This is a genomic window from Propionicimonas paludicola (genome assembly GCF_002563675.1).
Lineage (GTDB): Bacteria > Actinomycetota > Actinomycetes > Propionibacteriales > Propionibacteriaceae > Propionicimonas > Propionicimonas paludicola.
Genome location: NZ_PDJC01000001.1, coordinates 761398 through 774557 on the forward strand (window position 1 = coordinate 761398; position 13160 = coordinate 774557).

General features: G+C 67.8%; 13 protein-coding genes. 10 read left to right on the plus strand and 3 right to left on the minus strand.

Annotated elements, in window-relative coordinates; genetic code table 11:
• Positions 1-4: 4 nt before the first annotated feature.
• Positions 5-712, minus strand: coding sequence for a queuosine precursor transporter (locus ATK74_RS03375; RefSeq protein WP_245840667.1), 708 nt, complete (start codon positions 710-712; stop codon positions 5-7).
• Between the two features lie 134 nt (positions 713-846).
• On the opposite strand from ATK74_RS03375, the gene ATK74_RS03380 reads away from it, so the two are divergent.
• From ATK74_RS03380 to ybeY, 4 genes are all read left to right on the plus strand, one after another.
• Positions 847-1281, plus strand: coding sequence for a DUF5709 domain-containing protein (locus ATK74_RS03380; protein WP_098459719.1), 435 nt, complete (start codon positions 847-849; stop codon positions 1279-1281).
• A complete protein-coding gene (gene pip, locus ATK74_RS03385; RefSeq protein WP_098459720.1) occupies positions 1268-2260 on the plus strand; it encodes a prolyl aminopeptidase in 993 nt (330 codons plus the stop codon). Before ATK74_RS03380 ends, pip begins: the two co-directional genes overlap by 14 nt.
• A 100-nt stretch (positions 2261-2360) precedes the next feature.
• On the plus strand, positions 2361-3287 hold the full coding sequence (locus ATK74_RS03390; protein WP_098459721.1) for a PhoH family protein: 927 nt from the start codon (positions 2361-2363) through the stop codon (positions 3285-3287).
• Complete coding sequence (gene ybeY, locus ATK74_RS03395) at positions 3287-3739, plus strand: rRNA maturation RNase YbeY (protein ID WP_098459722.1); 453 nt, start codon at positions 3287-3289, stop codon at positions 3737-3739. The genes ATK74_RS03390 and ybeY overlap by 1 nt, the downstream gene beginning before the upstream one ends.
• A 22-nt stretch (positions 3740-3761) precedes the next feature.
• Here the strand turns inward: ybeY and yczR are convergent, their stop codons facing one another.
• The gene (gene yczR, locus ATK74_RS03400) at positions 3762-5210 is read right to left on the minus strand and encodes a MocR-like transcription factor YczR (protein ID WP_245840669.1); all 1449 of its coding nucleotides are present in this window, start codon (positions 5208-5210) and stop codon (positions 3762-3764) included.
• A 61-nt stretch (positions 5211-5271) separates the two neighbouring features.
• Between yczR and yczE the strand changes: the two genes are divergently transcribed.
• The 5 genes from yczE (at position 5272) to argG (ending at position 11731) form a co-directional block, all read left to right on the plus strand.
• Entirely contained in the window at positions 5272-5967 is a 696-nt protein-coding gene (gene yczE / locus ATK74_RS03405; RefSeq protein WP_098459724.1) for a membrane protein YczE, read from the plus strand.
• A 60-nt stretch (positions 5968-6027) separates the two neighbouring features.
• Entirely contained in the window at positions 6028-7356 is a 1329-nt protein-coding gene (locus ATK74_RS03410) for a hemolysin family protein (RefSeq protein WP_098461944.1), read from the plus strand.
• A complete protein-coding gene (gene era, locus ATK74_RS03415; RefSeq protein WP_098459725.1) occupies positions 7353-8264 on the plus strand; it encodes a GTPase Era in 912 nt (303 codons plus the stop codon). Before ATK74_RS03410 ends, era begins: the two co-directional genes overlap by 4 nt.
• A gap of 175 nt (positions 8265-8439) precedes the next feature.
• Positions 8440-10224 carry a 2-isopropylmalate synthase gene (gene leuA, locus ATK74_RS03420; protein ID WP_098459726.1) on the plus strand — a complete coding sequence of 595 codons (1785 nt, stop codon included), beginning with the start codon at positions 8440-8442 and terminating at the stop codon, positions 10222-10224.
• Positions 10225-10312: 88 nt separating this feature from the next.
• Positions 10313-11731 (plus strand): argininosuccinate synthase, encoded by a 1419-nt coding sequence (gene argG, locus ATK74_RS03425; protein WP_098459727.1) that lies wholly within the window; start codon positions 10313-10315, stop codon positions 11729-11731.
• Positions 11732-11770: 39 nt separating this feature from the next.
• Here the strand turns inward: argG and ATK74_RS03430 are convergent, their stop codons facing one another.
• Positions 11771-12553 carry an isoprenyl transferase gene (locus tag ATK74_RS03430; protein WP_098459728.1) on the minus strand — a complete coding sequence of 261 codons (783 nt, stop codon included), beginning with the start codon at positions 12551-12553 and terminating at the stop codon, positions 11771-11773.
• A gap of 164 nt (positions 12554-12717) precedes the next feature.
• On the opposite strand from ATK74_RS03430, the gene ATK74_RS03435 reads away from it, so the two are divergent.
• Positions 12718-13149 carry an Hsp20/alpha crystallin family protein gene (locus tag ATK74_RS03435; RefSeq protein WP_098459729.1) on the plus strand — a complete coding sequence of 144 codons (432 nt, stop codon included), beginning with the start codon at positions 12718-12720 and terminating at the stop codon, positions 13147-13149.
• Positions 13150-13160 lie beyond the last annotated feature (11 nt).

Consider the following 13160-nt stretch of genomic DNA (forward strand, 5'->3'; position numbering starts at 1 on the left):
AGGATCAGGCCGCTTCGCGGCGCTTGACCCAGGGGATCACCCGCAGGGTGACCGGGAGCATGACGGCTTCGACGACGACCTTGTAGATCCAGCCGACCAGGAAGAAGTTGATCACCGCCGGCCACGGGACGGCGTCGCCGCCCAAGAAGTTGCCCAGAGTGCTCCAGGCGATCAGGCTGAAGACCGCCGTGTCAGCGAGTTCGCCGACGATGGTGGACGTGATCAGTCGCACCCAGAGGTGCCGCTCGCCCCAGCGCTCCTTGATCCGAACCAGGACCAGCGCGTTGAGCAGCTGACCGGCCAGGTAGCCCAGCAGGCTGGCCACCACGAACCGAGGGACCACGCCCAGCACCGTGTGCCAGGCGTCCTGGTTCGGCCAGTCGGGCGAAGGCGGTGCGATGTCCACGATCACGAAGGTGAGCGACATCACCGCGGCCAGCACGAAGCCGGTGATGATGGTGCGGTTGGCTCGGCGCAGTCCGTAGACCTCCGCCAGGACGTCCCCCAGGATGTAGGTCAGTGGGAACAGAATCGCGCCGCCGTCGGTGAGGATCGGCAGCAGCTGAGCTCCGCCGACGCTCCAGTCGGGGCCGAAGGCAATCAGCTTGGTGGCTCCGATGTTCGAGATCAGGAGCATCCCGACGAAGGCGGCAACCACCAGGTCGTAGACCGAGCGGTTCGGGCGGGTTTCCAGCGTCGTCAGTTGCGGCACGAGTGCGGAGTGTAGTCGGCACGGTCCTCGGCCAGCGAGCCCGGTCCGCCGAACGCCGCGGACGGCTGCGCACACCCGGCACCCGATCCGCACTGCCGCTCGCTCCCGGCCGTGCCGAGTGGCAGGCTAGGGGTATGAGCGACTTTGACGAAGAAGTCCCCGACGAGGCCGAGCAGCTCGATCAGCTCCAGCCCGAAGAGACGTTGCTGGATCGTGGGGTCGCCGACGTGCTCGATGAGGGCTACGTCAGTGCCGAGAACTGGTCTACCGCCCAGGGATTCGGCAACACGGCGGCCGAGATGCGCCAGGGCGAGACCCTGGAGATGCGCGTGGTCCAGGAACTGCCCGAGGCCACCGAGCCGGGCGAGCCATGGCGTCCCGAGCCGGGGGAGGACCGCCAGGTCGGTGCGCAGCGGGCCGGACGCTTGGTGGACGCCAACGGAGGCCTGCCGGGCGAGGACACCGAAGCCCAGAGCATCGGTCGCGATGTCGGTATCGACGGTGGTGCGGCCACTGCGGAAGAAGCCGCGATGCACATCATCGATGAACTCGCCGATGACGAAGCCTGACCCGCAGCGGCCCGGCCCGCTCTACCCGCCCATCGAGCCCTACCTGACCGGACGCCTGGACGTCGGCGATGGGCACAGCCTCTACTTCGAGGAGGTCGGCAACCCGGACGGGAAGCCGGCCGTCTTCATCCACGGTGGGCCCGGCGGCGGACTGGTCGATGACTACCGACGCTACTTCGACCCGGAGCGCTATCGGGTGGTGCTGTTCGAGCAGCGCGGCTGTGGCCGCAGCACGCCGCACGCCTCCGCCCCGGACGCCGACCTGAGCACCAACACCACCTGGCATCTGGTCGCCGACCTGGAGAAGCTCCGTGCGGACCGCGGCATCGACACCTGGCTGGTCTACGGCGGCTCCTGGGGCAGCTCGCTGGCCCTGGCCTACGCCGAGAGCTACCCGCAGCGGGTCACCGAGCTGGTGCTGCGCGGGATCTTCACGCTGCGCCGCAGTGAGTTGGACTGGTACTACAACGGCGGGGCCGGCAACATCGCGCCGGAGTGGTGGCGCAGCTTCGAGGCGCCGCTGCCGGCCGGCTTCACCGGCGATCGGATCGCCAAGTTCAACGAGCTGCTCTTCGACCCGGACCCGGCCGTCCACCTGCCGGCCGGGATCGCCTGGACGACCTGGGAGGCGGCCACCTCGACGCTGGAGTTCGACCCGGCCCATGTCGAGGAGTTCTCCGACCCGGCTTTTACGCTGGCATTCGCCCGGATCGAGAACCACTACTTCCACAACGCCGGCTGGTTCCGCGAGGGCCAGTTGCTCGAGGAAGTGGACAAGATCCGACACATTCCGGGCGTGATCGTCCAGGGCCGCTACGACCTGCCCTGTCCGATCACCACGGCCGACGCCCTGCATCGGGCCTGGCCGGAGGCTGAGTACCACGTCGTGCTGGCCGGGCATGCCGCCGGCGAGCCGGAGATCGCCACGCAGCTGGTGGCGGCCACCGACCGGTTCGCCGCCAACTGGCCCCTTCGCTAGCCGGGCTACGATTGGCACCTGACCTTTCCAGGAGGACGCGCTGAACCAGCCGCAGGAGTCGACCGCAGAGCGTCGAGTCGCCATCCCCGTTTCGATCAACATGGTCTCTGTGCTCGGCCCACGAGATGAGTTTCTGCGCATCCTCGAAGCCGGGCTGGACGCCGACATTCACGTGCGCGGCAACGAGATCACCTTCTCGGGGTCTCCGCACGACGTGGCCCGCGCCGCCGACGTGCTCACCGAGCTGATTACCATCGTGCGCACCGGCCAGGGCTTGGCCGCCGACACCGTGGAGCGGGTGCTGGGGATGGCCGGCGAGGAGGTGAGTCCGGCCGAGGTGCTCACCCAGGACATCTTGTCCAGCCGCGGGAAGACGATTCGCCCCAAGACGCTGAACCAGAAGCGCTATGTGGACGCCATCGATGCCCACACGGTGGTCTTCGGGATCGGCCCGGCCGGCACCGGTAAGACCTACCTGGCCATGGCCAAGGCCGTCCAAGCGCTGCAGGCCAAGGAAGTGAACCGGATCATCCTGACCCGCCCGGCCATCGAGGCCGGTGAGCGGCTGGGCTTCCTGCCGGGCACCCTGAACGACAAGATCGACCCCTATCTGCGGCCGCTCTACGACGCGCTGCACGACATGATCGATCCCGAGTCGGTGCCGCGGTTGCTGACTGCCGGCACCATCGAGGTGGCCCCGCTGGCCTACATGCGCGGACGCACCCTGAACGATGCCTTCATCATTCTCGACGAGGCCCAGAACACCTCGATGGAGCAGATGAAGATGTTCCTGACCCGGCTCGGTTTCGGGGCCAAGATGGTGGTCACCGGGGACGTCACCCAGATCGACCTGCCCGGTGGCACCAAGAGCGGCCTGACCATGGTGGAAGAGATCCTGGACGGGGTCAACGACATCGCGTTCTGCCGACTGACCAGCCATGATGTCGTCCGGCACCGGCTGGTCGGACGAATCGTGGCCGCCTACGACCGGTTCGAGGCGACGTTGCCCCAGCCCAGGAGGAACTGATGATCGAGATCAACAACGAGTCCGGCGAGGCCGTCGACACCCAGCGGCTGAGCCAGTTAGCGGCGTTCGCGCTCGACGCTCTGCGGATCCACCCGGAGGCCGAGCTGTCCATCGTCCTGGTCGACGAGGACACCATGAGCGCCTACCACGAGCGGTTCATGGGGGAGCCCGGTCCGACCGATGTGCTCAGCTTCCCGATGGACGAGCTGCGCGCGCCGGAGCCGGACGAGGAGCCGCCGCTCGGCCTGCTCGGCGACATCGTCTTGTGCCCCACGGTGACCGCGGCGCAGGCGGCCAGCATGGGCCGCACCCCCGAGGAGGAGGCGGACTACCTGCTGATCCACGGATTGCTGCACCTGCTGGGCCACGACCACGCCGAGCCGGACGAGAAGAAGGTCATGTTCGACCTGAACGACAAGATCATCGCGGCCTGGACCGCTCAGCGCAGCTGAGGCACCGCACTCGCGCCGAGGCTCAGGCGACCACCGGTCGCAGGGCTGAGCCCGCGCGGCGCCCCGGACTCTCCTGGACGGCGAGCCACGCCTGTGCCAATCGACCGATCGCTTCGGTGACCACCTCGGCCGGATCCTTGTAGGGCAGCCGGACGAAGCTGTCCAGGCCGTGCTGCAGGGCGAACTGCGGTCCGGGACTGATCAGCAACTCCAGCTCACGGGCGGCCGCGGCGAGCTGGCGGGATCGCGGCTCGGGCAACTCCACCCACAAGCTGAGGCCGCCGGCCGGCACCGTCCAACGTGCCCCCGGCAAGGCCGAGGGCAGCGCGTCCACCATGGCCTGACGGGACGCCCGCAGCGCCGCGCGGCTCTCCGGGTGCAGCCCCGGGCGCGCGGCGAGCAACTCGGTCAGAGTCAGTTGCTCGAGGATGGGCGCGCCCAGGTCGTCGGCGATTCGGGCCTGGAGCAGCCGGGGCAGCAGCGGACGCGGCACCCGCAGCCAGCCGGTTCGCAGCCCACCCCAGTGCGACTTCGACGAGCTGCCGACCAGAATCGTCCGGGACAGGTGGGCGGCGAACGGCAGTGGCCGTTCCACCTCGTCCAGTTCCACTTCGAGCATGGTCTCGTCCACGATGGCCACGGTCCCGGCCCGGCGCAGTGCCGCCGCCAGCTGCTCCCGCTCGGCGTCGAGCATCAGGGCGCCGGTCGGGTTGTGGAAGTCCAGGATCAGCTGGGCGGCCACCGGACGGGTGGCCGCGACGGTGCTGGCGATCGCCTCCAGGTCCCAGCCGTCCGGCTCGACCGCGATCGGGATCAGCCGCGCCCCGGAGCGCCGGGCGGCATCGACGGAGTTCGGATAGGACGGCGTCTCGACCAGCACCGGATCGCCCGGACGAGTGAGGGCACGGACGGCCAGGCTCACTCCGGACAGAGCCCCGCTGACCACCAGGATCTGGTCGGGCTCGGTGGGCAGCCCTCGCTGCGCGTACCGCTGGGCGATCAGGGCCTGCAACTGGGGGAGTCCGGCCGTGGCGTAGCCGGTGCCGGCCAGATAGCTGGGCAGCTGTTGGACGGCCTTGGCGTAGGCCTCCGCCGTGCCGACCGGCGCCCGTCCGGCGGCACACGTCAGGTCGAGCAGTGCTTCGCCGGTGCCGAAGCCGGGCAGCAGTGCGCCGCCGACGCCCACCCGTTGTTGGCCCAGTGGAAGCGTGGCCACATGTCCTGATCCCTGGCGGGCGCGCAGGAAGCCGTCCTCGACCAGCACGGCATAGGCCCTGGTCACCGTGGTGCGGCTGAGGTCGAGGGCTTCGGTCAGCCGTCGCTCGCTGGGCAGTGCCTGTCCGCTGGGTAGGCGTCCGTCGGCGATCAGCAGCCGCAGCCCGTCGGCCAGCCATCGGTACGCCGGGACGTCCGGATCACGCGGGCCGAGCAGCCCGACCAGCCGAGCCATTCCGATGCGGGGGATTGCCACCAGGCCACTGTGTCTGAATTGGCTATTTTTGACAAGGCCAATCTTGGAGCAGGATCGAGGCATGTCCCGCACTGAACGTCCGACCGTGGCCCTGGCCGACCTCGATCCACTCGCCCAGCTCCGAGCCGGGCAGCTGGCCCGTCGGCTGCCGCAGTTGCTGATCGGGCTGTGGCTCTACGGCTTCGCCATGGCCATGTTCGTCCGCAGCGGCCTGGGCCTGGATCCGTGGGACGTCTTCCACGCCGGCCTACAGGGGCTGCTCGGGGTCTCCTTCGGCACCATCGTGATCGGCGTCGGGTTCGCCGTGCTGCTGCTGTGGATTCCGCTGCGCCAGTGGCCGGGCCTGGGCACCATCGCCAACGCCGTGGTGATCGGACTGGCGGCCGACTCGACCCTGGCGCTGATCCCGCCGGCCACCGACTGGCGGGTGTCCTGGGCGCTGCTGATCGGCGGACTCCTGCTCAACGGGCTGGCCGGCGGCCTGTACATCGGCTCCCAGCTCGGCCCCGGCCCGCGGGACGGCCTGATGACCGGACTGGCCCGGCGGACCGGCTGGTCGCTGCGACTGGTCCGCACCGGCCTCGAGCTCAGCGTGCTGGCCATCGGCTGGCTGCTGGGTGGTGCCGTGGGGATCGGCACCGTGGTCTATGCGCTGGCCATCGGGCCGCTCGTGCAGTTCTTCCTGCCGCTGGTGATGGTCCGGCTGGACCAGCCGGTCGCCGAGCCGGACGAGCTGGTCGAACCGGCTCAGTGCTGATCGGGTCCGCGCCCGGTAGGATTGGCCTCCACCAACCCGGACGAGGCGTGTGAGCACCTTTTGACCCAGAATGACTGGATCCTCGCGGCGGTAGCCGCTCTCAGTGTGTTGCTGGCCGCGCTGCTGACCGCAGCCGAAACCGCCCTGGCCGGGGTCTCCCGGGCGCGGGCCGAGAGCCTGATCGACGAGGGACGCCCCGGTGGTCGGCGGCTGCTGTTGATCGCCCAGGATCCGGCGCCGGCGCTGAACAGCTCGCTGTTCCTGCGGATCGTGTTCGAAGTGATCGCCACGGTGTGTGTCGGCTGGATCTTCTTCATGCACTTCGGTCAGCTCTGGGAGCAGCTCACCTATCCGGTGCTGACCATGGTGCTGGTCTCCTTCATCATCCTCGGAGTCGCCCCGCGCACCCTGGGTCGGCAGCACGCCGACGCGATCGCGCTGGCTGCGGCCGGTCCGCTCAGCGTCTTGTCGGTGGTGCTCGGCCCGGTCTCCCAGCTGATGATCCTGATCGGCAATGCGCTCACTCCGGGCAAGGGCTTCGCTGAGGGCCCGTTCACCTCCGAAGCCGAGCTGCGCGAACTGGTCGACATCGCCGAGGCCCGCGAACTGATCGAGGCCGACGAGCGCAAGATGATCCACTCGGTCTTCGAGTTGGGCGACACGATCGTCAAAGAAGTCATGGTGCCGCGCACCGAGATGGTCTACATCGAGCGCACCAAGACGCTTCGACAAGGCGTTTCGCTGGCGCTGCGGTCCGGCTTCAGCCGGATCCCGGTGGTCGGCGAGGACGTGGACGATGTGGTCGGCATCCTCTACCTCAAGGACATGATCCGGCGGATGTACGACAACCCGCAGGCGCAGACCTCCGAAGCCGTGGACGCGCTGATGCGTCCGCCGACCTTCTGCCCGGACTCCAAGCCGGTCGACGAGTTGCTCCGCGAGATGCAGCTGACTCGCAGCCACGTGGTGATCGTGGTGGACGAGTTCGGTGGCACGGCCGGGCTGGCCACCATCGAGGACGTCCTGGAGGAGATCGTCGGCGAGATCGTCGACGAGTACGACCAGGAGCTGGCTCCGGTCGCCGAGCTGGGCGACGGCCGGTTCCGAGTGTCGGCTCGGCTGGGCATCGAGGACCTGGGGGAGCTGTTTGGGCTCGACGTCGACGACGATGATGTGGACACGGTGCTCGGACTGATGGCCAAGGAGCTGAACAAGGTGCCGATCCCGGGCTCTGTGGTCCGCTGGGAGGGCATCGAACTGACCGCCGAGCGGGGCAGTGGACGCCGCCACTCGATCCAGACCGTGTTGGCCGCCCTGGCCGCTGATGATGATCCGGCCGCGGAGGCCGCTGCCAAGCTGGCCACCGAGTCGGCCAGGAGGAACACATGAAATCCGGCTTCGCCTGTTTCGTCGGACGCCCCAACGCGGGCAAGTCGACGCTGACCAATGCCCTGGTCGGCAGCAAGATCGCGATCGCATCGGCCAAGCCGCAGACCACGCGTCATGTGGTCCGCGGCATCCGCAACACCGAGGACTCCCAGCTGATCCTGGTCGACACCCCCGGCCTGCACCGTCCGCGCACCCTGCTCGGTGAGCGACTCAACGACTTGGTCTATCAGACCTGGTCGGAGGTCGACGTGATCGGAGTCTGCCTGCCGGCCAGCCAGCGGATCGGCCCCGGCGACACCTTCCTGGTCTCCGAGATCGCCAAGCTGGACAAGGTGCCGACCCTGGTGGCCCTGGCCACCAAGTCCGACCTGGTCAGCAAGGCCCGGCTGGCTGAGCACCTGGTCAAGATCGCCTCGCTGGAGGAGGAGCTCGGCATCCGCTGGGCGAGCATCATTCCGGTGTCGGCGCTGACCGGCGATCAGGTGGACGACGTGGCCGATGAACTGGTCAAGCTGCTCCCCGAGGGCCCGCGCTACTACCCCGACGACACTGTGACCGACGAGCCCACCGAGACTCGGATCGCCGAGCTGATCCGCGAGGCCGTCCTGGAGGGGGTCCGCGACGAGCTGCCGCACTCGGTGGCCGTGATGATCGACGAGATGGGTCAGCGAGAGGGCCGTCCGGCCGATCGTCCGCTGTTGGACATCTTCGCCTCGATGGTGGTGGAGCGGGATTCCCAGAAGGGAATCATCATCGGCCACCGCGGCGAGCGGCTGAAGGCGGTCGGCACTGCCGCCCGCACTCAGATCGCCGAGCTGGTCGGAATGCCGGTGCACCTGGATCTTCACGTGAAGGTCCTCAAGGACTGGCAGCGCTCGCCGAAGTTCCTGGATCGGCTGGGCTTCTAGGTGTCCAAAATGCGCTCGATCTTTACCAAGGGCCGAGACGTGTGACAGCATGACTTCCATGTTGTGGGTGCGACTCCTGCTTGTTCGCCGCAGCGAGGCCTAGAGAATCCGATCAGGCCTCCTCGCTGCGGAGTTCGTCACGCGCCTGGCACTCAGCCCGCACAGCGAGGATCCCATGACCACCAACATCTTCTCTTTCTCCACGCGCCCGCAGTCTCCGCTGGTGCAAAGCCCGTCCCCGATGCCGTATCAGCGCTACCACGCGTTCGAGCCGGTGGACGTCCCCGACCGCACCTGGCCGACCAAGAAGATCACTCAGGCGCCGCGCTGGCTGTCCACCGATCTGCGCGACGGCAACCAGGCGCTGATCGACCCGATGACCCCGTCCCGCAAGCGCAAGATGTTCGACATGCTGGTCCGGATGGGCTACAAGGAGATCGAGGTCGGTTTTCCGTCGGCGTCCAAGACCGACTTCGACTTCGTCCGCAGCCTGATCGAGTCCGATGCCATTCCCGATGACGTCCAGATCAGCGTCCTCACCCAAGCCCGTGAGGACCTGATCGATCGCACCGCGCAGTCCCTGATCGGGGCCAAGCGGGCGAACATCCACCTGTACAACGCAACGGCAGAACTGTTCCGTCGGGTGGTTTTCAAGGTCACCGAGGCCGAATGCATCGAGCTGGCCACCCGGGGCACCGAGCTGGTGATGAGGTACGCCGACAAGTACCTCTCCGACGTGGAGTTCGGCTACCAGTACAGCCCGGAGATCTTCACCCAGACCCCGACCGACTTCGCCATCGAGGTCTGCAATGCGGTGATCGACGTCTGGCAGCCCGGCGTCGGTCGGGAGATCATCCTGAACCTGCCGGCCACCGTGGAGATGTCCACCCCGAACACCTACGCCGACCAGATCGAGTACTTCGGCCGGCACATCAACAACCGTGAGTTCGTGGCCATCTCGCTGCATCCGCACAATGACCGCGGCACCGCGGTGGCGGCCACCGAGCTGGCTCTGATGGCCGGCGCCGATCGCGTCGAGGGCTGCCTGTTCGGTCACGGTGAGCGCACCGGAAACGTAGACCTGATCACCTTGGGCCTGAACCTGTTCACTCAGGGCATCGACCCCCAAATCGACTTCTCCGACATCGACGAGATCCGTCGGACGGTGGAGTACTGCACCAACCTGCCGGTCCACCCGCGCCACCCATACGCAGGGGACCTGGTCTTTACCGCCTTCTCGGGCTCCCACCAGGACGCCATCAAGAAGGGGCTGGAGGTGCTGGAGAAGACGGCGGCCTCCCAGGGGAAGTCTCTGCACGAGATTCCCTGGGAGGCGCCGTACCTCCCGATCGATCCGCACGATGTCGGCCGCAACTACGAGGCCGTGATCCGGGTCAACAGCCAGTCCGGCAAGGGCGGCATGGCCTACCTGATGAAGTCCGAGCACAAGCTGGATCTGCCGCGTCGGCTGCAGATGGAGTTCTCCCGGGTGGTCCAGAGCCACACCGACTCCGAAGGTGGCGAGGTCTCTCCGCAGCAGCTGTGGGAGATCTTCTCCGATGAGTACCTGACCTTGGCCGATCCGCTGAACCTGGTCACGGTGAAGTCGGTGGCCAATGGCAATGGCTATGCGATCACCGCGACCGTGGTTGATCGTGGCGAGACCAGGGAGATCTCCGGTGAGGGCAATGGCCCGGTGTCGGCCTTCGTGGACGCGCTGAGCCTGCTCGGCTACCACGTGCGAGTGCTGGACTACACCGAGCACGCCCTGTCCGCCGGCGGCGACGCCATGGCTGCGGCCTACGTGGAGACCGAAGTCGGCGAAGGCGACAACGCTCGGGTGCTGTGGGGAGTGGGCCTCAACGCGTCCATCGTCACCGCCTCACTGGCGGCCGTGGTCTCGGCCATCAACCGGGACATCCGCGACCGTGACGGCGAACTGGCCACCGCCGGCGTCTAGTCACTCCTGCTGACCAGCCTCCGTGCGGCGTCCGGGACACCTCGGACGCCGCACGGCCCAGACCGCTCCGGCCGATAGGATTCGACCCATGCCCAAAGTCCTCACCGAACTCCCGATTGGCGAACGTGTCGGTCTAGCCTTCTCCGGCGGCCTGGACACCTCTGTGGCGGTCGCCTGGATGCGCGAGCGCGGTGCGATCCCGTGCACCTACACCGCCGACCTGGGCCAGTACGACGAGCCCGACATCGACTCGGTCCCCGGCCGGGCCGGTGCTTACGGTGCCGAGATCTCCCGGATGGTCGACTGCAAGTCGGCCATGGTCGAGGAGGGCCTGGTTGCCCTGGCCTGCGGTGCGTTCCACATTCGCACCGGCGGCAAGACCTACTTCAACACCACCCCGATCGGACGCGCCGTCACCGGCACCATGCTGGTCCGCGCCATGCGCGAGGACGACGTCTGGATCTGGGGCGATGGCTCCACCTACAAGGGCAATGACATCGAGCGGTTCTACCGCTACGGCCTGATGGCCAACCCGCAGCTGAGGATCTACAAGCCCTGGCTGGACGCCGACTTCGTCCGTGAGCTGGGCGGCCGCGCCGAGATGAGCCAGTGGCTGGCCGAGCGCAACCTGCCCTACCGCGATTCCAAGGAGAAGGCCTACTCCACCGACGCCAACATCTGGGGCGCCACCCATGAGGCCAAGGAGCTGGAGAACCTGAACGTCGGCATCGAGATCGTCGAGCCGATCATGGGCGTCCGGTTCTGGGACCCGGCAGTCGAGATCGGCGTCGAGGACGTCACGGTCACCTTCGAGCAGGGCCGTCCGGTCGCCATCAACGGCCAGGGCTTCGCCTCGGCCGTCGAGCTGGTGCTGGAGGCCAACGCCATCGGCGGACGGCACGGTCTGGGGATGAGTGACCAGATCGAGAACCGGATCATCGAGGCCAAGTCCCGTGGCATCTACGAGGCTCCGGGGATGGCGCTGCTGCACATCTGCTACGAGCGCCTGGTCACCGCCATCCACAACGAGGACACCTTCACCAACTACCAGGTCGAGGGTCGCAAGCTCGGTCGGCTGATGTACGAGGGCCGCTGGTTGGACCCGCAGGCGCTGATGGTGCGCGAGTCGCTGCAGCGCTGGGTGGCCTCTGCCATCACCGGCTCGGTGACTCTGCGGCTGCGCCGTGGTGACGACTGGACGATCCTCGACACCGAGGGCCCGGCGCTGTCCTACCACCCGGAGCGGCTGTCCATGGAGCGGGTCGGGGACGCGGCCTTCGGGCCGGTGGACCGGATCGGTCAGCTCACCATGCGCAACCTGGATATCGCCGACTCCCGGACCCGGCTGGAGCAGTACGCCCAGCTCGGTCTGGTCGGTGGCGAGGTGGCCTCCCTGGTCGGGGTGCTCGAGCCCGGCCAGGCCAAGGGGATCACCTCCGGTGAGTCCACCGAAGAGGACATCGAGGCCGCCCAGCTGCGTTCCGGCCTGGACTCCGGCTCCGACTAGTCGCCGGCCGCGCCCACCCGGACCGGCCGGGCGCGGCGCTCAGCTCGTCTGGTTGGGCAGCGCACCGCCGTAGCGGCGGTCGCGCTGCGCATACTGCTCGATGGCCCGCCACAGGTCGCGGCGATCGAAGTCCGGCCACAGCCGATCCAGGAACACCAGTTCGGCGTAGGCGGCCTGCCAGAGCATGAAGTTGGACGTCCGCTGCTCTCCGGACGATCGGATGAACAAGTCGACGTCGGGGATCTGCGGAGCGTAGAGGAAGTGCCGCAGCTTCTCCTCGGTCAGCTTGTCGGGGTTCAGTCGGCCCTCTTTGGCGGCCTGAGCGATCCGCTTGGCGGCGTCGACCAGCTCGGCTCGTCCGCCGTAGTTCATGCAGAACTGCAAGGTCAGCACCGTGTTGTCGGCGCTCTGCCGTTCGGCGTCGACCAGCTCCTTGGCCACGGTGCGCCACATCCGCGGGTTGCGTCCGGACCAGATGATCTTCACCCCCATGGCGTCCAGCTCGTCGCGGCGGCGATGGATCACCTCGCGGTTGAACTGCATCAGCCAGCGCACCTCGTCGGGGGAGCGGCGCCAGTTCTCGGTGGAGAAGGCGTAGGCCGAGACGTGCTTCACGCCGATCTCGATGGCGCCGGCCAGGACGTCCATCAGTGACTCCTCGCCCTTGGCGTGGCCGGCTGTGCGGGGGAGTCCCCGCTGCTTGGCCCAGCGGCCGTTGCCGTCCATCACGATGGCGACGTGAGCCGGGACGAACTTCGCATCGATCGCCGGCGGGCGAGCTCCACTGGGATGCGGGAATGGTGGCACGACCTGTTTTGGCACGGCGCCAGCCTAGCCAGAGCGGCGGCGCACAGGCGTGTTCTCCATCCGCGAACAGAGTTGAGTCCTGGGGGCTCAACTCCTTGATTCCGGCGGAAACCGGGTGCACACTGGCGTTAGCACTCAGTTGGTGTGAGTGCTAACCGCTAGACGACAGGAGTACCACAATGGCTCGTGCATACGACCCCTTCCGGGAGATGGAGCGCTGGTTCGCGGACGCCGCTCGGACGCCCACGAGTGCCGCAATGCCGATGGATCTGTATCGCGACGGTGACGTCTTCGTCACCCGGATCGATCTGCCCGGTGTCGACCCCGCCTCGATCGACGTGGACGTCGACGACCGCACCCTGACCGTGCGCGCCGAGCGCAAGGTCGAGACCACCGACTCGCAGAAGTGGCTGGTCCGGGAGCGTCCGGCCGGTACCTTCGCCCGCCAGCTGACCCTTGGCTACGGGGTGGCGCTGGACAAGATCGAGGCCCAGTACGCCGACGGCGTGCTCAGCCTGCGGATCCCGGTGGCCGAGGAGGCCAAGCCGCGCAAGATCAGCGTGGCCCACGCCGGTGGCGCCACTGAGATCGAAGGCTCGCTGGCCAGCTGAGTCCACTCGAC

Bases quoted from the DNA above. Each gene is read 5' to 3' on its own strand.
- ATK74_RS03380 (WP_098459719.1), top strand. From the start codon at position 847: ATGAGCGACTTTGACGAAGAAGTCCCCGACGAGGCCGAGCAGCTCGAT.
- pip (WP_098459720.1), top strand. From the start codon at position 1,268: ATGACGAAGCCTGACCCGCAGCGGCCCGGCCCGCTCTACCCGCCCATC.
- ATK74_RS03390 (WP_098459721.1), top strand. From the start codon at position 2,361: ATGGTCTCTGTGCTCGGCCCACGAGATGAGTTTCTGCGCATCCTCGAA.
- ybeY (WP_098459722.1), top strand. From the start codon at position 3,287: ATGATCGAGATCAACAACGAGTCCGGCGAGGCCGTCGACACCCAGCGG.
- yczE (WP_098459724.1), top strand. From the start codon at position 5,272: ATGTCCCGCACTGAACGTCCGACCGTGGCCCTGGCCGACCTCGATCCA.
- era (WP_098459725.1), top strand. From the start codon at position 7,353: ATGAAATCCGGCTTCGCCTGTTTCGTCGGACGCCCCAACGCGGGCAAG.
- leuA (WP_098459726.1), top strand. From the start codon at position 8,440: ATGACCACCAACATCTTCTCTTTCTCCACGCGCCCGCAGTCTCCGCTG.
- argG (WP_098459727.1), top strand. From the start codon at position 10,313: ATGCCCAAAGTCCTCACCGAACTCCCGATTGGCGAACGTGTCGGTCTA.
- ATK74_RS03435 (WP_098459729.1), top strand. From the start codon at position 12,718: ATGGCTCGTGCATACGACCCCTTCCGGGAGATGGAGCGCTGGTTCGCG.